This is a genomic window from Phenylobacterium terrae (genome assembly GCF_042681205.1).
Taxonomy (GTDB): domain Bacteria; phylum Pseudomonadota; class Alphaproteobacteria; order Caulobacterales; family Caulobacteraceae; genus Phenylobacterium; species Phenylobacterium terrae.
Genome location: NZ_JBHUEY010000012.1, coordinates 188,106 through 210,473 on the forward strand (window position 1 = coordinate 188,106; position 22,368 = coordinate 210,473).

34 protein-coding genes are annotated in these 22,368 nt (G+C 61.4%); all 34 read left to right on the forward strand.

Annotation, left to right across the window (positions count from 1 at the left end; genetic code table 11):
• Position 1 precedes the first annotated feature (1 nt).
• The 34 genes from ACFSC0_RS20415 (at position 2) to ACFSC0_RS20580 (ending at position 22,363) form a co-directional block, all read left to right on the forward strand.
• The gene (locus ACFSC0_RS20415; RefSeq protein ID WP_377283346.1) at positions 2 to 1,426 is read left to right on the forward strand and encodes a VapE domain-containing protein; all 1,425 of its coding nucleotides are present in this window, start codon (positions 2 to 4) and stop codon (positions 1,424 to 1,426) included.
• A 580-nt stretch (positions 1,427 to 2,006) separates the two neighbouring features.
• Complete coding sequence (locus ACFSC0_RS20420) at positions 2,007 to 2,246, forward strand: hypothetical protein (protein ID WP_377283347.1); 240 nt, start codon at positions 2,007 to 2,009, stop codon at positions 2,244 to 2,246.
• Between the two features lie 99 nt (positions 2,247 to 2,345).
• Positions 2,346 to 2,570, forward strand: a complete 225-nt coding sequence (locus tag ACFSC0_RS20425) for a hypothetical protein (protein WP_377355256.1) — start codon at positions 2,346 to 2,348, stop codon at positions 2,568 to 2,570.
• Positions 2,567 to 2,752, forward strand: a complete 186-nt coding sequence (locus tag ACFSC0_RS20430; protein WP_377283349.1) for a hypothetical protein — start codon at positions 2,567 to 2,569, stop codon at positions 2,750 to 2,752. Before ACFSC0_RS20425 ends, ACFSC0_RS20430 begins: the two co-directional genes overlap by 4 nt.
• Positions 2,752 to 3,114 carry a hypothetical protein gene (locus ACFSC0_RS20435; protein ID WP_377283350.1) on the forward strand — a complete coding sequence of 121 codons (363 nt, stop codon included), beginning with the start codon at positions 2,752 to 2,754 and terminating at the stop codon, positions 3,112 to 3,114. The genes ACFSC0_RS20430 and ACFSC0_RS20435 overlap by 1 nt, the downstream gene beginning before the upstream one ends.
• Positions 3,111 to 3,437, forward strand: a complete 327-nt coding sequence (locus tag ACFSC0_RS20440) for a hypothetical protein (RefSeq protein ID WP_377283351.1) — start codon at positions 3,111 to 3,113, stop codon at positions 3,435 to 3,437. The genes ACFSC0_RS20435 and ACFSC0_RS20440 overlap by 4 nt, the downstream gene beginning before the upstream one ends.
• Positions 3,434 to 3,646: a hypothetical protein gene (locus ACFSC0_RS20445; protein WP_377283352.1), complete on the forward strand. Its 213-nt coding sequence runs from the start codon at positions 3,434 to 3,436 to the stop codon at positions 3,644 to 3,646. The genes ACFSC0_RS20440 and ACFSC0_RS20445 overlap by 4 nt, the downstream gene beginning before the upstream one ends.
• On the forward strand, positions 3,643 to 3,999 hold the full coding sequence (locus ACFSC0_RS20450) for a hypothetical protein (protein WP_377283353.1): 357 nt from the start codon (positions 3,643 to 3,645) through the stop codon (positions 3,997 to 3,999). Before ACFSC0_RS20445 ends, ACFSC0_RS20450 begins: the two co-directional genes overlap by 4 nt.
• Before the next feature lie 295 nt (positions 4,000 to 4,294).
• Positions 4,295 to 4,840: an HNH endonuclease gene (locus ACFSC0_RS20455; RefSeq protein WP_377283354.1), complete on the forward strand. Its 546-nt coding sequence runs from the start codon at positions 4,295 to 4,297 to the stop codon at positions 4,838 to 4,840.
• Positions 4,841 to 5,406: 566 nt separating this feature from the next.
• The gene (locus tag ACFSC0_RS20460; protein ID WP_377283355.1) at positions 5,407 to 5,607 is read left to right on the forward strand and encodes a hypothetical protein; all 201 of its coding nucleotides are present in this window, start codon (positions 5,407 to 5,409) and stop codon (positions 5,605 to 5,607) included.
• Positions 5,604 to 5,969 (forward strand): hypothetical protein, encoded by a 366-nt coding sequence (locus ACFSC0_RS20465; protein WP_377283356.1) that lies wholly within the window; start codon positions 5,604 to 5,606, stop codon positions 5,967 to 5,969. The genes ACFSC0_RS20460 and ACFSC0_RS20465 overlap by 4 nt, the downstream gene beginning before the upstream one ends.
• A complete protein-coding gene (locus ACFSC0_RS20470; RefSeq protein WP_377283357.1) occupies positions 5,966 to 6,235 on the forward strand; it encodes a hypothetical protein in 270 nt (89 codons plus the stop codon). The genes ACFSC0_RS20465 and ACFSC0_RS20470 overlap by 4 nt, the downstream gene beginning before the upstream one ends.
• Positions 6,232 to 6,585, forward strand: coding sequence for a hypothetical protein (locus ACFSC0_RS20475; protein ID WP_377283358.1), 354 nt, complete (start codon positions 6,232 to 6,234; stop codon positions 6,583 to 6,585). Before ACFSC0_RS20470 ends, ACFSC0_RS20475 begins: the two co-directional genes overlap by 4 nt.
• Positions 6,582 to 7,013: a hypothetical protein gene (locus ACFSC0_RS20480; protein WP_377283359.1), complete on the forward strand. Its 432-nt coding sequence runs from the start codon at positions 6,582 to 6,584 to the stop codon at positions 7,011 to 7,013. Before ACFSC0_RS20475 ends, ACFSC0_RS20480 begins: the two co-directional genes overlap by 4 nt.
• Complete coding sequence (locus ACFSC0_RS20485) at positions 7,010 to 7,225, forward strand: hypothetical protein (RefSeq protein ID WP_377283360.1); 216 nt, start codon at positions 7,010 to 7,012, stop codon at positions 7,223 to 7,225. Before ACFSC0_RS20480 ends, ACFSC0_RS20485 begins: the two co-directional genes overlap by 4 nt.
• Positions 7,222 to 7,563: a hypothetical protein gene (locus tag ACFSC0_RS20490; protein ID WP_377283361.1), complete on the forward strand. Its 342-nt coding sequence runs from the start codon at positions 7,222 to 7,224 to the stop codon at positions 7,561 to 7,563. Before ACFSC0_RS20485 ends, ACFSC0_RS20490 begins: the two co-directional genes overlap by 4 nt.
• A 74-nt stretch (positions 7,564 to 7,637) precedes the next feature.
• Positions 7,638 to 7,880: a hypothetical protein gene (locus tag ACFSC0_RS20495; RefSeq protein ID WP_377283362.1), complete on the forward strand. Its 243-nt coding sequence runs from the start codon at positions 7,638 to 7,640 to the stop codon at positions 7,878 to 7,880.
• 261 nt (positions 7,881 to 8,141) lie between these two features.
• On the forward strand, positions 8,142 to 8,483 hold the full coding sequence (locus ACFSC0_RS20500) for an HNH endonuclease signature motif containing protein (protein ID WP_377283363.1): 342 nt from the start codon (positions 8,142 to 8,144) through the stop codon (positions 8,481 to 8,483).
• Between the two features lie 251 nt (positions 8,484 to 8,734).
• The gene (locus ACFSC0_RS20505) at positions 8,735 to 9,478 is read left to right on the forward strand and encodes a hypothetical protein (protein WP_377355257.1); all 744 of its coding nucleotides are present in this window, start codon (positions 8,735 to 8,737) and stop codon (positions 9,476 to 9,478) included.
• Between the two features lie 342 nt (positions 9,479 to 9,820).
• Positions 9,821 to 10,264 (forward strand): phage terminase small subunit P27 family, encoded by a 444-nt coding sequence (locus ACFSC0_RS20510; RefSeq protein ID WP_377283365.1) that lies wholly within the window; start codon positions 9,821 to 9,823, stop codon positions 10,262 to 10,264.
• Positions 10,265 to 10,275: 11 nt separating this feature from the next.
• On the forward strand, positions 10,276 to 11,928 hold the full coding sequence (locus tag ACFSC0_RS20515; RefSeq protein ID WP_377283366.1) for a terminase large subunit: 1,653 nt from the start codon (positions 10,276 to 10,278) through the stop codon (positions 11,926 to 11,928).
• Between the two features lie 8 nt (positions 11,929 to 11,936).
• Positions 11,937 to 13,220 (forward strand): phage portal protein, encoded by a 1,284-nt coding sequence (locus ACFSC0_RS20520; RefSeq protein ID WP_377283367.1) that lies wholly within the window; start codon positions 11,937 to 11,939, stop codon positions 13,218 to 13,220.
• Positions 13,213 to 13,878, forward strand: coding sequence for an HK97 family phage prohead protease (locus ACFSC0_RS20525; RefSeq protein WP_377283368.1), 666 nt, complete (start codon positions 13,213 to 13,215; stop codon positions 13,876 to 13,878). Before ACFSC0_RS20520 ends, ACFSC0_RS20525 begins: the two co-directional genes overlap by 8 nt.
• A 69-nt stretch (positions 13,879 to 13,947) precedes the next feature.
• The gene (locus ACFSC0_RS20530) at positions 13,948 to 15,171 is read left to right on the forward strand and encodes a phage major capsid protein (protein WP_377283369.1); all 1,224 of its coding nucleotides are present in this window, start codon (positions 13,948 to 13,950) and stop codon (positions 15,169 to 15,171) included.
• Positions 15,172 to 15,452: 281 nt separating this feature from the next.
• Positions 15,453 to 16,043 carry a head-tail connector protein gene (locus tag ACFSC0_RS20535; protein WP_377283370.1) on the forward strand — a complete coding sequence of 197 codons (591 nt, stop codon included), beginning with the start codon at positions 15,453 to 15,455 and terminating at the stop codon, positions 16,041 to 16,043.
• An 8-nt stretch (positions 16,044 to 16,051) separates the two neighbouring features.
• A complete protein-coding gene (locus ACFSC0_RS20540) occupies positions 16,052 to 16,255 on the forward strand; it encodes a hypothetical protein (RefSeq protein WP_377283371.1) in 204 nt (67 codons plus the stop codon).
• Entirely contained in the window at positions 16,255 to 16,617 is a 363-nt protein-coding gene (locus ACFSC0_RS20545; protein ID WP_377283372.1) for a head-tail adaptor protein, read from the forward strand. Before ACFSC0_RS20540 ends, ACFSC0_RS20545 begins: the two co-directional genes overlap by 1 nt.
• A complete protein-coding gene (locus ACFSC0_RS20550; protein WP_377283373.1) occupies positions 16,610 to 17,011 on the forward strand; it encodes an HK97-gp10 family putative phage morphogenesis protein in 402 nt (133 codons plus the stop codon). The genes ACFSC0_RS20545 and ACFSC0_RS20550 overlap by 8 nt, the downstream gene beginning before the upstream one ends.
• Positions 17,008 to 17,394 carry a gp17 family tail completion protein gene (locus tag ACFSC0_RS20555; protein ID WP_377283374.1) on the forward strand — a complete coding sequence of 129 codons (387 nt, stop codon included), beginning with the start codon at positions 17,008 to 17,010 and terminating at the stop codon, positions 17,392 to 17,394. The genes ACFSC0_RS20550 and ACFSC0_RS20555 overlap by 4 nt, the downstream gene beginning before the upstream one ends.
• An 86-nt stretch (positions 17,395 to 17,480) precedes the next feature.
• Positions 17,481 to 17,873 (forward strand): phage tail tube protein, encoded by a 393-nt coding sequence (locus ACFSC0_RS20560; protein ID WP_377355258.1) that lies wholly within the window; start codon positions 17,481 to 17,483, stop codon positions 17,871 to 17,873.
• Entirely contained in the window at positions 17,873 to 18,310 is a 438-nt protein-coding gene (locus ACFSC0_RS20565) for a gene transfer agent family protein (protein WP_377283376.1), read from the forward strand. Before ACFSC0_RS20560 ends, ACFSC0_RS20565 begins: the two co-directional genes overlap by 1 nt.
• 180 nt (positions 18,311 to 18,490) lie before the next feature.
• Positions 18,491 to 21,100, forward strand: coding sequence for a tape measure protein (locus ACFSC0_RS20570; protein WP_377283377.1), 2,610 nt, complete (start codon positions 18,491 to 18,493; stop codon positions 21,098 to 21,100).
• Positions 21,101 to 21,122: 22 nt separating this feature from the next.
• Positions 21,123 to 21,698: a hypothetical protein gene (locus ACFSC0_RS20575; protein WP_377283378.1), complete on the forward strand. Its 576-nt coding sequence runs from the start codon at positions 21,123 to 21,125 to the stop codon at positions 21,696 to 21,698.
• Positions 21,698 to 22,363: a hypothetical protein gene (locus ACFSC0_RS20580; RefSeq protein ID WP_377283379.1), complete on the forward strand. Its 666-nt coding sequence runs from the start codon at positions 21,698 to 21,700 to the stop codon at positions 22,361 to 22,363. The genes ACFSC0_RS20575 and ACFSC0_RS20580 overlap by 1 nt, the downstream gene beginning before the upstream one ends.
• Positions 22,364 to 22,368: the final 5 nt, after the last annotated feature.

The following is a 22,368-nucleotide window of genomic DNA, read 5'->3' on the forward strand; positions in this document are numbered from 1 at the left end:
AATGAACGATATCATCGCCATCCTCAACAACTGGGCACCCGACTACCGCGCTGGACAGCGCGAGATCGCAGAGTTGATTTACGCTGCTGAGCATGCAGAAGGCATCTCACCCGGCGACTACACGTGGAAGCGGCTAGAAGAGGCTCTCGTGACCAACGCGGGGATGTCCGAAAAGAAAGCCCGCGCGGAAGTCCGTCGGTGTCGAATTCAGAGCGATCTCGGCACCGTGCCGCAGACCGCCGAAGACTTCATCCCGCTGTTCATCCGGAGTCGCGGTTACTCGCTGGACTACAACGGCAACTTTCGCAGCCGTGAACGAGAGCGCGACATCAACTACGTGCTCCGTGAGATCGCCCTTTGGTGCGGGAGCTACAACCACCTGACCCGACGGGACGCCGAAGCCGCCTTGCTCAATTGGCAGGCTGACGAAGTTCTGCGCGTCATGCAGCGGCGAGTTCAACATCTCGCTTACGATCCGGACCTCGGCGACCGGTTCGAACTTAAGCGGCTGGCCCATTATCTCGTGACAGATACCGGCGACGCCGCCCTCAACGACCGGAACCGCCAAGCGGCCGAAGTCGCCCTCGCGAACTTCATTCACCGGGTGAAGAACCACATGCGGGGTCGCTGGAGCCACGGCAGTCACCTCATGCCGGTGCTGTTCGGACCGCAGGGGTGCGGCAAGTCCACGCTCATCACCCACCTGCTGACGCCGCTGGAGGATTTCTACGTCGTCGCCGACTTCGGAATGATGGAGCACACGAGCACGGCCTACGACCTCACCCGCATGCCCGTGATGTTCTTCGATGAGATGCCGGGCATCGGCAAAGCCGACCTCGAAAAACTCAAGGGTCTGATGACCTCGAAGGTTCGGCAGGTCCGGCAGTCCTACGAGAAAGCAAGCCTCAAGACCCTGATGAGCACCTTCATCGCGGCCACGAACAAAGAGATCGATCTCACCATTCGCGACGAGACCGGGAACCGGCGGTTCCTCCAAATCGACGTCGGGCAACTAGATCGGGCCACGATCCTCGGCTTCGACGCCTTGGCGATTTGGCGCTCCATCGATGAAGACGCCGACGCCCCGCTTTTCGCCGAAGCCGACGGGCTCGCCGCCGTGCAACAGATTCAGACCGAGCAACGCTACCGCGACCCGGTGGAACGCTGGCTCAGCGAATGCAGCACCATCCCTCGTGGCGAGTGGATGCGGTCTAGCCAGATCATGGAAGCAAGCTTCCGCCCGTGGGCGGAGATCGCCGACCCCACGGGGACTCGCTACGTCAACGAAATGACCTTCGGGCGGAGCCTCTCCCGCTTGGCGGGTGGGCTTTACCACGATGTCGTGTCCAAGCGGACGCGAGCCAACACCACCGAATACCGCTTTGTCGGTGAACGGAGCCGAGTGCTGCCATTCCCGAAGCAGTAAACCCCATCAACCCCAACAAACCCCACTAGCTCAATTCATCCATTCCTTCAGTAAAAACAAAGATGATGTTGAGTTGGTGGGTATTGGTGGGAAGAAGTTGAAGAGTTGTTGTTTAGAGTCGATGATTGAATTGGAAAGTTTGAAAGTATGACCCCAACCCCCACCACCCCATCCAACCCCAACCGGTTCTACGTCACTACTAATGGCGGAGAGACAAAATTCGACGTGTGGTGTCGCCTCAATGGCGTCAAGCCGGTTCGCTCGCTACGCGTTGGCCCCTCTGGGCGGCACCGCCTGCATGTTTTCGAGCATCGACTAGACGAGTGCTTTCCGGCGCTTGAGACGCTCGGGGATTTCGTTCTCGGATGCTTTGAAGGTCCGCCGAAGTGAGGATCATCATGACACCCGAGATCGCGGAGTGGCTCCGCTCCGAAGTAGGCTCGCGTTGCCGGGTCACTCAGGAGTGGATTGTGACGAAGGGAATGCGTTCCTGGCGGGAGGCTGACATCGTCTTCGATGACGACGCCGACGCGGTAAAGTTCTCGCTCTGCTGGCTGTAATGTCCGTCCTAAATACCACCATGGACTCAAAACTCATCATTCGCGACATCCGCGATGGCCTCGTTCTGTTGGTCGTAGCCCAACTCCTACACCTCGGCGCCGCCTTCCTGATCGAATTCGATCTCTCCCTCATCTACCGGCTCCACACCGTGGCGCTCGGCGTCATCGTCCACGTGACGGCGTCGGCGCTGACCGTGCTCGGTTTGTCGTCGCTGTGGATGGGAATTAGGGCGGCTGTGAAGCCGGAGGTGGCGAAATGAGCCTGCCGCCCATCACCACCATCCCGGCGGCGATGCTGGCCAACTCCGCAGCGATGCTCACCACTTCAGACGCAGGTGAACGCGCTCCACCGCGCCCCCGTGGCGAAGACCCGGATCACCGAACGCAAGACCTTCCGCGTCAGCGGCGCGACCGCCGAGACCGTGCCGATCATGGCGTGGATCGTCGAGAACACGCCGTCGTTCGCCCTGAGCAATCAGGAAGGTCCGACGCAATGGAGCCGGGGGTCTTCCTTCGCCTTCGACGTGAGCTTTGGGGAAGACCGGGACGCGGTGGCGTTCAAGCTGCGGTGGATCGAAGAATGACCACCCTCCCCTATTCGTTCGCAGGCTACGCGCCCCGCGGTGAGATGCGGGAGTGGATCGGCGGCAACATCCGCACGCCCGGCCCCTACGTGATCGTTGATGGTCCGGAAGGTCGCGAACTCTACTGCATCACGCTCGTGGAAGAACGGGACGTCATCGCGTTCAAGATGAGGTGGCTGTGATGACGAAGCCCATCACCATCTCGCCTGCCCTGTTGGCCACATCGCAAGTGACCGGCGCCCACATCGTTCGGGGAACGATCCGGGCGAAGATCGGCTTCAACCCTTTCTTCGATGAACTCACGCACGAGGGGTTCATCGTCTTCAGTCTCTGGAACATGCCTGAGGCTGCGTCAGAGGCGCTGACGTTCTGCAAGTCGCGCGGGCTCCCCTGCAACATCGATCCGGACCGTGGCGACCACTCCCTTTGGACGGAGCCCGGCTTCTACCAATGGCGAAGCTGGGGGAAAGCGATGGTCGTCTTCGCGCCCGAGCAACACGCCCTCGCCGTCGAGTTCAAGCTTCGGTTCGGGGGTGAGGAATGACCGTCGCGCTCGAAATCGTCGTGCCGCCGGAGACCTACCTTCCGGCTTTGGTGCAGGTCTCGTCGCGTTGGGACGAGCGCCCGAAGTTCTTCAGAACGGCAATTGAGACCGCCCTGGAGCCTCTCAGCACGTGGCTGAAGGAATGCGCTCCGACGTCCACGATCAACGCTCTGCCCACTTACGATCAGATTATGGACGCCATTAAGCGGGTTCCGCCTGCGCGGGCTCTTCGTTGTGGTTTCGCCTTCAAGACCGCCGCCGACGCCGTCGCGTTTAAGCTGCGGTGGAGCGACGAGTTCGAAATCGTGGAGGTGGAGGCGTGACCGTCGCGCTCGACATCGTCTTGGAGACCGGAGAAACGCTCCCCGACGTTATGGAGTGGGCCTCTCAACGCGGCATCCCATACGAGAGCGGCGCGCCGCGGGGTTTCTGGGGCGGCTCCACGCGTCGCTTCACCTTCAAGACCGCCGCTGACGCCATCGCCTTCAAGCTCAGATGGTCGGACGAGTTCGAGATCGTGGAGGTGGTATGACCGTCGCTTTCGAGATCGTTGCGCCGATCAATCAGGTGAAGTTCTACGCCGTTGGTGATCTCGACGACTATGCAGCGCCGCTGAGGGCCATCTCGTTCGGCCAGTATGACGGCGAGATCGAGACCCGCCGTGCGATCTTCAAGCACGCGATCCGACGCGTGCTCACTCCAGTGGTCAACTGGGCAACGGAGAACGCGTCCGCGACGATCAGTGAGATCGTCGAAATCAGAGGCACGATGTTCAAGTCGGCGCGAGCCTGTCGATGCAGGATCGAGTTTGAGAGCCTCACTGAGGCGACCGCCTTCATGTTGAGGTGGTGTGATGAATACCCCATCGAAAGGGTAAATGACTGACCTCATCCCGCCTTCCGGCTCCCACCATCTGCGGATCACGGCGACCTTCGCCGACGCCTACCCGTTCATCCAAGCCATTAGCCAGTTGCCCGGTTGGGGGATGATCGCGACCCACGCTGAGGGTTCGCCCACCTGGACCTTTGACATCACCCTCCCCTACACGCCGCCCCCGCCCGATCCGCTGGCAGGAGCAAAGTCCCGCCCTATAGGTGAGGGTTAGTAAAGGACGGGATGTCGCACCCACCAGACCACGCGAATAATGACTAGCCTCTAGTCCGTGTGGATAAATAGGTTCATGGGACTCACTCATGAACACGTCAGGGAACTGTTGGATTACTTCCCTGATACTGGCGAATTCCGCTGGAAGAAAATCCCCCATCCGGCAACCGGCATGCAGCGTCGTCACAACACGATGCGGGCTGGCAAGATCGCCGGTGGCAAGCACAACGCCGTCGGCTGCATCGTTCGGATCGAGGGGCGCTACTACCCGGCTGGACGGCTGGCGTTCTTTTGGATGACCGGCCGGTGGCCTCGTTCGATGATCCGCCACCGCAATTTCAACGCCAGCGACAACCGGTGGGACAATCTCGTGGAGGCGACGCCTTCGCAGATCAGCCGCGCCGCTCGCCCCCACCATGACGGCAGCAGCCGCTTCAAAGGCGTCTACCTGCGGAAGAACGGCTACATCTGGACGTCGCAGATCACGCTCAACGGCGAGGTCCATTTCATCGGCAACTTCCCCGACGAGGAAACTGCCGCCCGCGCCTACGACGTCGAAGCCCGCAAGCACTTCGGCGAAGACGCGTTTTTGAATTTCGGCGACGAGGGGTCAGCGCAATGATCCCCGGCTCTCCCGAATACCACGCCCGCGAATACGTCCACGGGATCATTCAGCGCGAATACCTGCGCCTGAACGGTCGCCCGAGCCTTCGCCGCCGACTGTTCGGCTGCATGGCTGACCTCCCGCTTTTCAACCTCTGAAAGGAACACCTGTGAAGAACATCATCGCCGTAGCGGCAGTAGCCGTCCTCATGATCTCCACCCCCGCCCTGGCTCAATCGGTGTCGGGCTCTAGCAGCGTCTCGACGTCCACGCAGACGAGCACGAGTGGCAATCAGACCGCGAGTTCGTCTTCGAGCGCCAGCCAATCGAATTCGTCGTCTCAGACGTCCACGACGGTCCTGCCCGCTTGGATGCTGTTCCTGCTGGGGTGGCGGTGATGGGCGATTTCACAGACATGCTCGATGTCGCTCTCGTTTTCTTGTTGGCGTTCCTCGGCTTCGTCATGTTGGTCGCTGGCTACCTGGGCTCTGGGTTGAGCGACGCCGCACGGTTTTACGCCCTAGGCCATGGCTCGCTGATGTGGGTCTCGGCCGCCCGGCTGGTGTTCCTCCTTCGGAGACACCCATGAGACCCGCCCTCATCCTCCACATCCTCTTCGGCCTGCTGACCCGCCGCTACCGCATGGTGGTGCTGGATTGGGATCGGCACGGCGAGTCCGCTCTCGACGCCGCCCTCGAAGGCGTGAAGGTCGAAGACTTCATCCTGCAACGCACCTTCGGTCCGAAGAACCGGTGGCTCGTGAACATTCATCGGGTGGCGCGATGAGCGTGACCCTCAAGCTCGCCGACGGCCTGAAATGGCAGAAGGCAGTCCATTTCGCGAAAGACTTGGACAAGATCAAATTCGAGACGCTCAGGGATGACTATCTGAGTGACTGCGTGAAGAAAGCCATCGCGGACGTCGAACAGTTCGTCCTAAAGGACGAGAAGGCGACGGAGTGGTTGGCGGCGAGACCTTGTCGTTTCGAGCATAGCCACGATCAAACTTGGTCAGGTATGGACGCGCTCTTCGCCGGGCACGTCGCCTTCATGCTGACCCTTCGGATCACAACTCGGCTTGAGTTCGACCGTGACGAAGACGCCATCGAGTTCCGGCTCACCTTCCCCGACGTGGTGGTGGTCGAATGATCCCGATCCTCTCCCGCATCGCCAAGGTCTTCAGGCGCGAGCCGAAGCTTCCTGAGCGGGCTCGTCCCGCCATTCCGCTCGTGATCCCGGCCGACGTCCTGGCCATTTTGGCTGACGGGTCTCACCGCCTCGAAGTCCTGAAGTTCGACGCGGAGAAATACCCCAACGGCGCACCGCCGCCCTACGAGATGCCGCCATTTCAGACCACGGCCGGTGTCGAACACGAATTCCTCTGCCGGGCGATCAAAACTGGAGACGATCAATGACCGTCTCGCTCATCGACCGTCTGTTCTCGATCTTCCGGCGCGAGCCGAAGGTTGAGCCGAACCTGTCCGATCTCAGTGACCGGCTCGTCGTGAGAGCGTGCAACTATGGCTACCAACCTTCCGGTTACTCAGAATTCGCCCTCAACTGGCTCGAACGACACGATGAGCAAATCATCGTTGCTTGGGCGCGGGCCAATCGTCTCCGCGTGAGGCGCCAGAACTGGTGGGACATCGGTAAGTCGGGTCTCTACCTGATGAGCGGTTCTCATCCAAACGGTCGATTGGTGTTGGGTCCAAGCCAATCCCACGCCGCCGTCGAGTTCACTCTCCGCTGCGGAGGCGATCAATGAGCCGTCCCTCGCTCGCCGACGTCAAAGCCATGCTCGTGGACGCCCTGAGCAAGAGTTGCTTCCACGGCGACATCTACGTGGTGGACAACGAGATCGGCTGCACGAACGACTTCAGTGCGTTCGACGCCGACAAGCTCGCCGAGACCGTCTTGGAATGGGCGGAAGCGCGAGAGGCTCAGCGCAACGCAGTCGCGTGGGTTTGGGATTGCCCCGAGATCACCGCCGATTGGTTGGCCAACAACGGCATCACCTATCACCAAGACTGTGATCCCGGTGACTGCCACTACCACGCAGACTATGCGCCCTTCCTGAAACCCGGCGCCTACGACGCCTATGGCGAACTCCACATGGTTGTTCTGCCGCCGCACGACGCGCGCCTCGTCGCATTGAAGCTGATGGGCTGCAAGGTCGAAGGCGGTGACCAATGAACGTCGTCATCTCTGAGGTTCAGGCGATGCTCGTGGAGGCGCTGAAGGCGTGTGCCGACGAAGAGACCCACGTCGGACTCTTGGTCAATTCCGATATCAACATCTACTCGGACACCCACGCGACCGGCTCGTCTACCTTCAACTCGTTCAGGCTCGCCGTGATGATTGCCGACTACTTCACCCGTTTGGAACAACAGCAAAGGACCCGATGACCACTCAGACCTACGACTTCACGAAAGCTGAATCTGCCTTTCTGATCGCCTACAGCACCGTCCGCGCCCTCACCCCGGCAACCACCATCACAATGAAGGGTCAGGACGTCACCGACATCACCCCGCACCTCGCCGCCGCCGATCCCGAGACCCGCGCCGCGCTCTGGCGCATCGCCGTCTCCCACGCCGTCAACTCTGCCCGCACGAGCCGCGAGATCGCCGTGATGATCGATCAGCCGCTTCGCGACCTCTTGTGGGAAAAGCCTGACCTGCAAGCCCGCTACTACCATCGTGCCGGTGGGTTCGCCGAAATCCGCGCCGCGTGGGGTATCCGGTGATGGAAATCCCACCCGATTCCCCAGCCCGTCCCTCACCGGCGCCTGCACCCCAGCCCCGGCCCGTCACATCTCAATTGGTCGCCAAGGTCGAAGCCCTGATGCGCGAGTTCCCTACGGTGGGTTGGCGCGACGGTAAGAAATATCTCCACTGCTACATCGACCACCGCACTGGCGAAGGTCGCTTCATCATGGGCTACGGCCCCGACGACGACACGATCCTGATGACCGTCGTCGATCCGCGAGAGAATTTCGAACTCGCAAACCAAACCGCCGTGCCGGTCCTGGCTGAAGTGCTGCGAATGGCGGTGCGGCGGTGACTGCGTTCGTTCTGCGACCGGACCGGTGCGACGGACAGCGTCAGGTGGGATGGACGATACCGTCAGCACCGGCGCCCGATGTCTGGACGTGGCTCGCAGAGACCCCCTCTCATGCGCCCCACAGCGTCCGGTTAGCTGACGAGCCACTACAGATCGCGATCCCAAACGGTTGCGCTTACGTGATCCCGGTTGTCGTCAGTTTCGAAGATGAGCGGGACGCGGTGGCCTTCAAGCTTATGTGGACAGACCACATCGTCGCTGATGCGTAAGCGCTACGACGACCGCAGCCCTGAGGCGAAGGAATGGAGGAAGCTTTATTCACGTGCTTCCTGGCAACGACTGAGGATGGCTCGCCTCAGGGCTGAGCCATTCTGCCGTTTCTGCATGGACGAAGGACGGGTCAAGCTCGCGACCGTGGTTGATCACATCAATCCACACAAAGGCGACGAGGAACTGTTCTTTGACTACGAGAACACGCAGTCGCTCTGCCGCCACCACCATGATGGAATCAAAGCGCAAATCGAGCGACGCGGCTATCACACCGGCACCGATCTAACTGGCTGGCCTACCTCACCGGACCATCCTGCAAATCGGAGGCGCTAATGGCAGACGTCATTCCATTTCCCGGTCAGCCTAAGCGGAAGCCGCAGCGCACCGCGGCGTGTCTCTGCGGCTGCATTCTCTTCATAATCGTGGAGGGATCGAACGGCGAGTATATCGCCAAGTGTTCTCAATGTCATGGCGAGTATCCCATCGGTCAATAGTGAAACCGACCGGCCACCCGTCTACAATGAGGGATGATCACTCACGAGGAACTACTCTCTATCATCCACTATGATCCTGACACTGGAATCATGACGTGGAAGCACCGGCCCCGTTTTCCCGCAGGCGGTAAGCCAGTTGGCCTGTTGTCCCACCAAGACGGTTTCTACCGGGTCCGCATCCGGCGAAAAGACTATCGCCTTCACCGGCTCAGTTTCTTCTACATGACCGGCCGATGGCCTGAGCGTGTCCGCAACATCAGCGGCGATAAGGACGACAACCGCTGGTGCAACCTCGAAGAGTCCAGTTGGGACCACGAGCGCGAACGCAAAGCCCAACAAGCGGCAGAGCGACAGGCACAGCGAAAGGCTGAGCGTGCCGTAGCCAAGGCCACCCGAGACGCTGAGAGAGCCAAGACCAAAGCAGAGAAGGAAGCCAAGGCTGCGGCCGATAAGACCGAGCGCGATGCGCGGCGGGCTGAGCGGCAGGCCACTGCTGCACAACGAAGAAAGGAAGCAAGACGCGCTTACTACAAGGCGAACCCACACCTACGGCGAGCGGCCAAGTCTAAGCGGCGAGCGAAGATCAGAGGCGCGAAAACAGAGGACGCAGACAGCCAGAAGATCGCGTCCATCTACGAGATGCGCGAGCGCATGGAGCGGCTACTCGACACTCCCTACCACGTCGATCACGTCATTCCGCTCAGCAAAGGCGGACTGCATCACCAAGACAACCTCGTCGTCATGCGAGCGGATTTCAATCAGTGGAAGTCAGATCGGATACTCGAACAGATCATCCGTCATTTCACTCCCTACGAGCCGCCCGAAGATAAATAACTGTGACCCCAGCGGGTCTCCCCTTGAAGAGAGTGACGGCGGCGAACGCGCCGTCACTCATCTCGGGTCACCCCGGAGGGGTCTTCGGATCGCTAGAACCACCCGCTCGCGCCGACCCCCGGCGCCTCAAATTTTCTAGACCGCAATATTTTGAGTGTTTTTCGTGATGATCCACAACATATAGTGTGGTGATTTCGAATATCCGAGCCGAACTCTAAATATCGGCATGGAACGTCTCAACCAAATCGCCAACTCCACTCTCGCTGTTCTTCGCTACCGCGTTCCCGTCTACGCGATCCTCATTGGGCTCGCCTTCTACGGGCTAGCCGTGAGGGCATTCTGATGCCAGCCGGTAGACCTCGCATCCCCACGGCGCTGAAGGAACTCGCTGGCAATCCCGGCAAGCGGGCGCTGAACAAACGCGAGCCCAAGCCCACCAACACGCCCAAACCCCCTTCGACCATCAGCCCTGGCGCCCTGGCTGTGTGGAAGCGGATCGTCTCGACCATGCCCGCCGGTGTCTACGCGGCCACCGATGAGAACCTCTTGGCTGCCTACTGCGAGGCTGTCGCCGGATGGCGCGAAGCCACTGAGGCGATCAAGACTCAGGGTCGCTACGTCAACGGGTCAACCGGGCAACTGGTCATCAGCCCGGCGGTGAAAGATCAGAACACGCAAGCCGATCAGATGAATCGTCTCGGCGCGCGGCTCGGACTCGACCCCGTATCTCGGCAGAACATCAATGCTCCCGAGACCGAAGAGGATAACGAGTTCAACATCCACTGATAAATCTCTGTGTGACTCTAGAATTCGAACACATTGAGATCGTCAGAAACAAAGAGCGCGCTGACCGAGTCATCGACTTCATTCAGAAGCTCAAGATCACCGACGGCAAGCGCGCTGGCCAACCCTTCATCCTGACGGATTGGCAAGAGAAATACATCAGGGACGTCTATGAGCCCGCTGACGCCCGCACTCCAGACTCCCGCCTAGTCACCAAGGGCATTTTCTCGGTTGGGCGGAAGAACGGGAAGAGCGAACTCGCCGCCGCCCTGGTGCTCGTCCACCTCATCGGTCCTGAGGCGGAAGCCAACGGTCAGATCATCAGCGGCGCGACCACGGCCGAACAAGCCCGCGTGGTCTTCGACAAAGTGGTGGCGTTCATCTACGCGTCGCCCGCGCTGCTCAAGTATCTGCGGATCGTTGACACCCGCTCAACGATCCACGTTCGCCCCGGAACGTCGAAGCGCGCCGTTGGCTCGAAGTATCGCGCGATCTCGGCAAAGCCCAACGCGGCCCACGGTCTCCACCCCTCGTTCGTGATCTTCGACGAACTCGCCCAATCCGTGGGGCGCAAGTTCTTCGACGCGTTGATCTCGGCTCAGGGCGCCCGCGGCGAGCCGTTCTTCATGATCATCTCGACGCAGAACGAAGACCCCAACCACGTCATGAGCACGCAGATCGATGACGCGCTCAGGACGCAGAACCCCAGAACCGTCGTCCACCTCTACGCGGCGAAGGAAGGCTGCGACCTACTCGACGAAGAGCAATGGTATGCGGCCAACCCCGCTCTCGGAGCGTGGATCAACTACGACCGGTTCAAGGCTGAAGCCATCGAGGCGAAGCTGTCACCGGCCGAAGAGGCGCAATTCCGTCTCTACCGTCTCAATCAGAGAGTCTCGGCAAGCACGCCGCTGGTCACGCGCGAGAGTTGGAACGCCTGCCTGATGCCGGACATCCCGGCGCCAGCGGTCCACACTCAGACGTGGTTCGAATTCGAGCCGGGTGAACGCCTCTACGGCGGTCTCGACCTCTCTCACCGCACCGACCTCACGGGTCTCGTGCTCGTGTCGGCCGAGCGCATGCACGTGAAGTCGTGGTTCTGGAAACCCAAGATCGACATTCCGGATCACACCCTCACCGACGGCTTCCCCTACGACGTCTGCGAGCGGCAGGGCTGGCTCACCGGCACGCCCGGCTTGACGATCAACCTGGGCTTCGTCGCCGCCAAACTCGCCGAGCTACACGAGCGCTACAACATCGTCGGCATCGCCTACGACCCCTACCGGATGAACGAACTCCTGACCGTCATGGAGCACTCGAACATCGATGCTCAGGAAGGCGACGGTCCCGGCATCCGGTTCGTCAAGTATAAGCAGAGCTACGAGCGCATGGGCATCGGGGTGGACGCGCTCGAAGACGCCGTCCTGAACCAACGCCTTCGCCACGACGGGAATCCGATCCTGACGTGGAACATGGCGAACGCTGCGCAGGACCCGCACCCGGCCGGACGCAAGCTGATCAAGCTCGTGCCGCGGGCGAGGATAGATGGCGCTGTCTGTTTGACTATGGCTCTCGGCTATATGTCTGAAGATCGCGGAAATGCCGCTAGTCTCTGGAACACTGATCTTGTCAGCATCTACAAGTCTCTGGGAGTGGGCGCCGCATAAATACCGGCATGGCCCTATTCGGAATTCTCGGAAATCTTGGCGAAACTCGCGCTGCTCCGGTAAATCTCAGCGATAAGAACGCCCGTATCGTCCTTTTTGGCGGTGGAACAAAGAACGCCGCGGGCGTTACGGTCAACCGTCACACGGCGATGGGCATCCCGGCGTTTCGCTCAGCCGTGGATTTCCTCTCCGACACTGTCGCGAAGCTTCCCTTCCACACCTTCAAAGAAACGGCGAAGGGTCGGCGTCGCAGCACCAAGAAACTCTACTCGATCCTCCACGACTGCGTGAACGACGACTTCCTGACGTCGTTCGAATGGCGGAAGTGGATGATGACGCAAGTGCTGACCACGGGTCGCGCACTGACTTTCATCGAACGTGACGCCACGGGCGAAGTCTCTAACCTCTGGCCAATCGTCAACCCGGTCGAAGTCTCCATCGGGTCCACCGGTCGCAAGGTCTACGAAGAGACGCTCCCGAACGGCGGTAAGCGGCGCTACTCCGCGGCTGAAATCTTTGACCTCGTGTGGATGCCGGGGGAAGACAACCTCGGCCATATCGACCCCATCGTGAGCGCCGCTTCGACGCTCGGGCTCGCCATCGCGGCCGAAGAATACGCCTCGATCCTCTTCCGGAACGGCGGCGTCCCCCACCACATCGTGACCGCGCCTGCCCATGGCGCCAAGTCCATCGAACAAGCCGTGGGCAACCTCAAAGCGGTGATGAAGCTCATCCGCGAGGAAGAGCGGAACGAGCTTGTCCTGCCCGAAGGCGTGGACGTCAAAACGCTCGGGCTCGATCCCGACAAGACGCAACTCCTAGAGCTTCAGAAATTCATGGTGGTGCAGATCGCGCGGCTGTTCCGCCTGCCGCCGGTGTTTCTGCAAGACCTCACGCACGGCACGTTCACCAACACCGAACAGCAAGACCTCGCGTTCGTGAAGCACAATCTGACCGGTTGGCTCACCCGCATTGAACAGCAACTCAACGCCAAGCTCTTCAACGACTCCCGCAGCAAGGCGCACTTCGTTGAGATGAACGTCGATGGTCTGCTGCGTGGCGATTTCACCACCCGCATGACCGGCTACGCGACGGCGATCCAAAACGGCATCCGGACGCCCGATGAATGCCGTGCGCTCGAAACCCTCCCGGCGATGGGCGGCAACGCCGCCAAGCTGATGATCCAAGGCGCGACGCGGTTGCTCGAAGACGCGGGCGCCGAGTTCCAAGGCGATCAGACCTCCAACCAAGACGAAGACCCGGTCGAACCGGGCGGAGACGACAGTGAATAAGCGCGTTGCCCCTGAGGGCGCGGAGTTCCGCCTCTCGACCAATCTCAAGATCAACCACAAGCCCGAAGTCCGCGCCGACGGTCAGGAAGCCGTCAAGCCGCTGATCGAAGGCTACATCGCCGTCTTCAACAGCGCCTCCGTGGACCTCGGGTGGATCGAACAGATCGCGCCCGGCGCCTTCAAGCGCGCGCTCGAAGAGAACCTCATCCATTTCTTCTGGCAGCACGACAGCACCCAAATCCTGGGCTCGAACATCGCCAAAGAGAGCGGCGTTCTGACCCTGGAGGAAGACGACACCGGCCTGCGGTTCACCCTCGAACCCTCCCGCCTGACCAAGGCGCAGTTCGACGCGGTTCGCGAGGGCGAGCTTCAATGCTCGTTCGGGTTTTTCGTGAAGCGGGACTCGTGGGTCTTCGCCGACGAAGAGGGCGAGCACGACCGCCGCACCATCCTCGAAGCCGACATCTTCGAAGGCTCGCTGGTCACCTACCCGGCCTATCCCGAGACCTCTGCGGGCGTTCGCTCGCGCGAGGAAGCTCGTGCGGCTCACCAACCCACCCCGGAAGTTGAAGAGACCCCGGAAGAGGTGGTTGCTGCTGACAACTCGGCGGCTCGCGCTCTACGCGCCGAGTATTTGATGCGTCTACTCAAAGACTAGCTGGCGTCCGACCGGCCTTTCTACTCTGCTCGATAAATACTTCGAAATCCTCTTTCGGAGTAAACACTAATGAGCATTGAGAACATCAATTCGCAGATCGCCGATCTCAACGACGGCATCGAAGCGAAGCTGGCTGAAATGGAAGCCGAAGGCACCACTGAAGAGCGTGCCGCTGAAATCGAAGCCGAAGTCCGCGCCGATTTCGCCAAGATCGAAAAGCTGAAGACCCGCGCCGCTGACTACGCCCGCGTCGCCGAAGAGCGCGCCCGCCTGACGGCTGCCGATCCCCGCCGCCCGACCGAAGAGCGCTCGGCTCGCATCACCCCGGTTGCGACCTCGGACGCCGAAGAGCGCGCCACCAACTTCCTGCGTGTCGCTGGCACCCGCGAAGTCGAATTCCGCGCCCCGCAATCGGTCGGCACGAACACCGCAGGTGGCCACACCGTCGCGACCCCGACCCTGATCACCAAGGTCATCGAGACCCTGAAGTTCGCTGGCCCGATGGCTGACCCGTCTGTCGTGACCGAATACGTCACCGACCGCGGCGAACAGATGAAGTTCATCACCGACGACGACACGGCCAACTCCGCGTCCGCCGTTGCTGAAGCCGCTTCCATGGGTTCGGCTGAACTGGCTGTCGGCGAAAAGCTGCTCGGCGCCTACAAGCGCGCGACCGGCGTCGTGAAGATCACTCACGAACTGCTGACCGACTCCAGCATCGACATCGTCAGCCACGTCGCTGACCGGCTGGGCAAGCGTATGTCGCGCAAGGTCAACACCGACCTGACCACGGGTGACGGCTCGGGCGATCCGACCGGCATCATCACCGCGCTGGGCACCCCCGCTCTGGAAACGGCTGCGGCCAACGCCATCGCCTACGCCGACCTGATCGACCTCATCCACTCGGTTGATTACGAGTATCGCAAGGGCGGCAACAACGCCTTCATGATGCACGACGCCCAAGTGGCTCGCCTGCGCAAGCTGGCCGATTCCAACGGCCTGCCCATCTGGCAGGACAGCAACATTCAGAGCGGCGCCCCGGCCCGCCTGCTGGGCTACCCGGTGCTGGTCAACAACGCGATGGTCTCGACGGTCGCTGACGACGTGGTTCCGATCATCTTCGGCGACTTCAAGGCTTATGCCTTCCGTCGCGTGGGTGTCGTCCAAGTGCAGCGCTTCGACGAACTCTACGCTGCTGACGGCCAAGTCGGCTTCAACCTGTGGCTCCGCTACGACGGCAACCTGCTCTCCACCGGCGCCGTGAAGGGCCTGAAGATCAAGCCTGCGGCCTAATGCGAGCCAAACTGACAGTCTCGCTCGCCTTAGAGAACGGAGTTCTCGGGGCGGGTGAGATCGTCGAAGGAGAGTTGGCCCGCCGTTTCATCAGAGACGGTGTGGCCACCCCTCTCCCCGACGATGCGGCAGAGCCCGAACGGGCCACAGTTAGCGCAAACCGCGCCATCCGCCGCAAACCCTCGAAGTAGTCTCACGGATTGCTTCACGAGCCCCGCAGGTAATCCCTGCGGGGTTTTTGCTTTCCGAAGGCCAATACCCCTCCGCGCCTAAATACAGGCATGTTCTGGACGAGATTGACCCGAGTTACGCCGCCCACTGAGACGGTGGTTAGCCTCGACGAGGCAAAGCTGCACTTGCGGATCGGCGATAGCAATTCCGACGATGACGAACTCGTCGAAAGCCTTATCGCCTCGGCGACCGCCATGGTGGAAGGACCGCAGGGGATCGGCGTCGCCCTTCTCGAACAGACGTGGCGGCTGAGCGTCGATGAACTCGACGACGAAATCCTCATCCCGTTCGGTCCGGTGCAGTCGGTCACGTCAGTGACCTACCGCGACGAGGATGGCGCCACGCAGACGCTCGCCACGAGCCTCTACGGCGTCGATACCGACCGCCAACCTGCTGCGATCTATCGCAAGCCCAATCAAAGTTATCCGGAAGTTGAGGGAACAAGCGGATGCGTAAAGGTCACCTTCGTGACCGGCGCCGCGTCCGCCGCTGAAGTCCCCGCAGACCTCCGACACGCGGTTTTGCTTCTCGTGGGTCACTACTACGAGAACCGCGAAGCCACTTCCGCCACCAGCCTCAAAGATATTCCGCTCGGCGTCTGCGCTTTGCTCGACCGCCATCGCGTCTCTTCTCTGGCTTAAGGAGCCCGATGACCACAGTCCACTTCCTGCATGACTTCGACTTCACCCCCGAAGGCAACCGCAACGTCACCATCGCCTACCGGGCGGGCACGACGATTGAGGTCTGCGCTGAGTGCGCGGCGAAAGCCATTGCGCGCGGCGCTGCGGAGGAAGTCGTCGTCGATGCAGAGGCCATCGAGATCGAGGCGGGTGACGAGCCCGGCGAAGACTGATGGCGCCCCCTTCGATCACCGCCGGTCAACTGCGAGAGCGCGTGCGTGTGCAGCGGCGCCCGAACACGTCTGACGGCATGGGCGGCACGGTGGACACGTGGCGCACCCTGGTGAGCGACATCCCGGCGAAGATCGGACCCACCCGCGGCGGCGAAGAGGTTCGGGCCAACCGGCTAAGCGGCATCTCGCATTTCGACGTCTGGATTCGGAGCGACTCCACCACACGCGGGATCACGACGGCTGACCGGCTCGTGGATCAGCGCAGCGGCCGGACCTTCAACATCCTGTGGATCGGCAATCTCGATGAGAAGAACCGCTTCCTCACCCTGACGTGTGAGTCCGGGGGTGTGCTCGATGGCTAGGCGGACGAAGGCGTGGAACGCCGAGCGCTTCAATCGGCAGATCGGCAGGCAGCCTGAGGCGGTCCGTCAGGTCGCCCGCGAGCAAGTCGAGAAAGCCGCCGAAGAGATGAAGGCGCTGGCTCAGAAACTCGCCCCGGTCCACCCGGAGGCGCCGCACATCCGCGACAATATCCGGATCGAGAAGGAAGACGAATACACGTCTTACGTTCTCGTCGGTGATGAGAACAACGAATACGCCCCGGCGCTGGAATTCGGGAAGAACAAGAATGGCGTCCACATGGATGCCCAGCCCTTTTTCTTCGTCGCCGCCAAGGTTCTTCAGAAGCGTATTGGCCAACGGCTCCGGAGAGCCGTGCGGAAGGCGCTTAAGGCAACCTGGGGAGGCACGAAATGAATGATCCGTCTCACGCCCTTCAACAGGCGATTTTCGACGCCTTGGTGGCTGCTAACGTGGCCAACGCCAAGGTCTATCACCGCGTCCCACCGGCAACGCCCCTGCCTTACGTTCAGATCGGGCAAGACCTCATCACGGCCGATTTCGCACCGGGTGAGTTCTACGAGTGCGACGCCACGGTCCACGTCTTCGCCGCCTCGATGCCGCTCGTGAAGGCGCTCGTCGGCGACGCGGTCACCACCCTGAGTAAAACCCTCACGATGGCTGGTTTCCGCTGCCATTTCGGCAGGCTTGAGCGCGTCCGCTACATCAACGACTCCGCCCCTGACGTCGCCGCTCATGCAGTGATTGAGTTGCTCTACAGAGTCCAGCCCGAGGAATAGTCACCCTCGAATAAATACTCCGAACATCCAATTCGGAGTAATTACACATGGCATATGTTGATCCAGTTGACGCTGGCTCTATTCTCGTGAAGATCGGTGACGGCGCCGCTACTGAGGTCTTCGCTCACCCCAACGCGATCAACCTGTCTCGCGGCATCACCTTCAACGTGAACGCTGACCCGGTTGAACTCACCAACCTCTCTGACCAAACCCTTCCGGCTCAGACGACCCGTAAGGCTCGTTCGTTCGATTCCAACATCGAAGGCACCGGCCGCCTGGACTCGACTGACGTCGAAGATTGGCTGGATTGGTCGCTGAGCGGCGCGAAGAAGAACATCCGCTTTGAAGTCGGCGGTCGCATGATCACCGGCCCCTACATCCTCACCTCGTTCTCCATCACGGGTGAGGCGGGCGACTACGCCGAGTGCAGCGTCTCGCTGGCTCAGGCTGGTCCGATCACTCACGCCGCGGTGTCCTAATGACGGGCACCCGCACGGGTAAAGTCATTGTCGAAACAGGCGAAGGCGAAGTTCATCTTTGCCTTCGCATCGGCGAACTGATCGACCTCCAAGACAAGCTTGGTCTTGGACCTCAAGCGCTGATCAACCGGCTGAGTTCAGGCGAGTGGTTTGTTCAGCACGTCGTTGAGACCGTCTATTTCGGTCTTCTGGGTGGCGAGACGATGAAGCAAACGGAAGCCCGCGCCTGGGTCCGTCGCAACATCAAAGAGGGGTATGTTCTCGATTACGTCCCCATCGCCCTCACCGTTCTCTACGCCGCCATGGTCGGCGCACCGGAGGATGATCCCGTGGGGGAGCCGGAGGCGGCTCTAGCGGAGACGGCTACGCAGATGAGCGATCTCTCATCCAATGGTCTGTCATCTACGGAAACGCCCGAGCCGCCGACATCAGCCTAGCTGACCTGAAGGCGATGTCCCTGTGGGAGCTTAACGCTTCCATCCGGGGGAAGACCGCCGATTACGGCGCGTCGAGTAAGCCCAAGGCGCCATCAGCAGACGACTACAAGAGAATGGTCGCGAACGCGAAGTTCTGACCTGGGCCACCGCTCCAAACCGGGCGGTGGCCTAAATATCGTTATGTCAAATGACGAAATCCTCAAGGTTCGCTACTCGGCGACGATTATCGACTTCGACCGCGAAGTCAAAAAGATGCAGCGGCTCAACGCCAAAGTCGCCAAGCAAATCGAGGATGACCACAACCGAGCCTCAGACAGCGTCTCGAAAGCGTGGCGGAAAGCCAACCTCTCACAGGCGATCAGCGGGCAGGTTGGAGCCATCAATGGGCTGAAGGGCGCTCTGATGTCGCTGGCGCCCGCCCTGGCTGCGGCGCTGAGCGTTCAGGGCGCCATCGCCGCCGCCGACACCTACACGCGCTTCAGCAACAGCCTGAAGACCGCCGGGCTTGAGGGCGAGCAACTCGCTCAGGTTCAGAGCCAACTCTTCGACATCGCTCAGAAGAACGGGCAGGCGCTCGAACCGCTGGGTCAACTCTACGGGCGCGCCAGCCAAGCGGCGAAGGAACTCGGCGCCAGCCAAGCGCAACTCGTCCTCTTCACCGACGCTGTGGCGTCGGCAGTCAGGGCGCAAGGCGGATCGGCAGAGTCGGCGCAAGGCGCCCTGCTGCAACTCTCGCAGGCGCTCGCGGCCGGAACGGTCCGAGCCGAAGAATTCAACTCGATCAACGAGGGTGCTCTACCGCTCCTGCAAGCTGCTGCGAACGCCTCTGAGAAATACGGCGGATCGGTCGCCAAGATGCGGGCGGCGGTTCTCGACGGGAAGCTGTCGTCGCAGGAGTTCTTCAACCTCATCCTTCTGGGCTCGGAAGAGCTTCGTCGGAAGGCGGCGAGCGCGCCGCTGACCTTCGCGGCCTCCATGCAGACCCTTCAGAATTCGCTCGTCCAATACATCGGGCAGGCGGACGCGACCCTTGGGGTCACGGAGAAACTCGCTCAGGGGATCAAGCTCCTGGCTGAGAACCTCGATGTCGTCTTCGAGGCCATCGTCATCGTCGGCACGGCGCTCGCGGCTCGGATCGCGGCTCCGGCTATCATCGGCGGCGTTGCTGCGGTCGGAACAGCCATCGCAGGCATGACGACCGCTGCTGGTGCGAGCGCGGTGGCCATGCGGGCTCTCGGTGGCGCCATGGCGTTCTTCGGCGGTCCCCTCACCCTCGCGATCACCGCTGTGGGTGCGGCGCTCGGTGTGTTCGCAGCCAAGAGCGCGGGCGCGAGCATTGAAGCCGCCGCCCTGAAAGCTGAGGTCGATGCCGCTTGGCAAGCGATGGAGCGGGAAGAAACCGCAGCTAAGAAAGCTGCGGCCGAGACCGGCTTTCTCGACGAGACCCACAAGCAGGCGGTCACCGCCGTCGCCAATCTCACGGGCGAAGCCCACCTGTTGGGCGACGCGTGGTTCCGGGTCGCGGCGGAAGCGAAGCGGGCTGCCCTCGAACAAGCGAAGGCGGCTGCCGTCAAATCGATGACGCGGTATCGCGCCGCCGAAGACGCCTATCAGGACGAAATCCGTTCCGGCATGCGCGTCCCGCTCATGGGCTACAACGGCAACCCGCAGCTTGGTGGCGCGCCGCTCACGCGCGAGACCTACGACCAACTCCGCGCCGAGATCGAAGGCAAGGTTTTGAAGGGAGAGACCGGGCAGACGCGCACCCGCGCCGCTCAACTCTACCTCCGTGACTACAACCTCTATCAGGGCATGAAGGATGACCCGCTAGAGAAATTCAACAGCCGCACGACCGCCCCGGCTGGTGATGGCAAGGGCAAAGGCGGCAAGAGCGCTAAGGACAAAGCTGAGCGCGAAGCCGAACAGAAAGCTCGGCGTGAAATCTTCGATCTAGAGCAAAAGCTCAACACCGCTCGTCTTCGGAACGACGAGGTTGAGGCCAAGCACCTCGAACGGAAAATCCGTTACCTCCAGACGGTCGCCCAACTGCGTCAACTCGGCTCGAAGAACGCCGAGGCGGAAGCTCGCGCGCTTCTCGATGAAGTCGAGTTGCTCGAAGACCTCGCCGAGAAAAACAAGATCGTCGGCGTCAAGCTGCCCGGCAATGTCGATGGGTTGAAGACCATCGAAGACACCGATTTCCACGAGGTGGGCGAAGCCCTTCAGAAGCAAGTTGACGATATGCGCGAGAAAATCCGCGACGCCGTCGCCGGTGGGCTTGAAGCGGCGATCAACGGCGGTTGGCCCGGCCTCGTCGAGTATATGGCCAACACGCTGAAGCGCCGTCTCGTCGAGAACCTCACCGACACGCTCACCGACCTCATCATGAAGGCTGGCGGCGACTCTGCCGCTCGTGGTGGTGGTGGCGGCGTCATGGGCTCGATCATGAACTTCGTCGGATCGATGTTTGGCGGCGGACGTGCGGCCGGTGGCCCGGTTCAGCCCGGCATGGTCTACCGGATCAACGAGAAGGGTCAGGAACTCTTCATGCCGCACACGGCCGGTCGGATCGTGCCCAACAACCTCGTCGCCGGAGCCATGGGCGCCGCGGTCGGCGGTGGCGCAACTGGGCAACCGGTCCAACTCGTCACCAACGTCTACGCCAACGACGCTGTCATGACCGAAACTGTGAAGCAGTGGATCGCCGCCGCTCACATTCAGGCAGTGCAGAAGGCGCGCAACCTCACACAGCAGGACATCGCTCAGCGCGGTCAGCGTCGGCTCTACTAGGGGGTAACCGGCTAAATAGCGGGTGACCGTTCAACTCCCCACAATTGTCGGCTCGTCTTCTACTTTCGAGCTTATGACGAACGCCGCTCACCTTCGTCCGGTGTTCGGTGGACCTGAGCAACGTGTGGCCCGCTTGGGCGACCGCTGGGCTTGCGACACGACCTGTCGCGCCTTCGACGCCGAAGACGGCGCCGCCGTGGTCGCCAAGCTCATCCAAGGCGTGACGGACAAGGTCCGCTTTCCCGTTCAGCAGCATCTCGACATCGGCAGCCCTGGCTCCCCAGCGGTGTCGAGTGGTTCCGGCCGGACCCTGAGCGTCAGCGGATTCACGTCTGGCTACGCCGTGAAGGCTGGCCAGTTCTTCAACGTCATCAAAGACGGCAAATACTACCTCCACATGGTCACTGATGCGGTGACCGCGAGCGGCGGCAGCGCGACGCTCTCCATCGTCCCGATGCTGAAAGTCGATGTCGCCGGTGCGACGCTCAACTTCGCATCACCCCAGATCGAAGGCTTCCTCGCAGGTAACAGTCAGAGTTGGACGGTCGATTACGCTGAGAGCGTGGGTCTGACCTTCAAGATCGTGGAGAGCAACTGATGGCTCTCGATCCGACCCTTCTCACAGCCGTCCAACAACAAACCGTCCGTGGCTTCGTCGCCTTGCGGATCGAGCTTCCGGCTATCCCCGACGCACCTGCCCACACCATCCGCCTCATTGATGGCTCGGGTGTCGTGACGTTCAACGCCGAGACCTTCACGGGCGAAGACCCGGTCTTCGGCACGTGGCAGACCGTAAGCTCGATCACCGAAGAGGTCAGTCAGTCTGCGCCTGCCCTCACCGTTACCCTGTTGCCCTCTCAGGACGGCAGCACCGGCTTGATCATGAGCCCCCTCTATCAAGGCGCTCCAGTGCGGATGTGGGTCGGAGCGATCAACGAAATCGACGGTTCGGTCATCGGCGCGCCAGAACTCCTCTGGGCAGGCGTTCTCGACGTCGGCGTCATCAATACCGACCACGGCGTTCGGACGGTCGAACTCCAGATGAGTTCGGTGTTCGAGCGCATGATGCAGGGACGCGAGGGCATCCGGCTCTCGGACGCGTGGCATCAGAGCATTTGGCCCAATGAACGCGGCCTCGCCCTCATGACCTCGTCCACGGACCGGCCGGTGTGGGGCAAAGACGCCCCGGCTCGCAACACCACTGGAGTTTCCGGTGGAGGCGCCACGTGGTCAGGCAACCCTTGGGACCTCGTTCGGCGCTAGGTTTC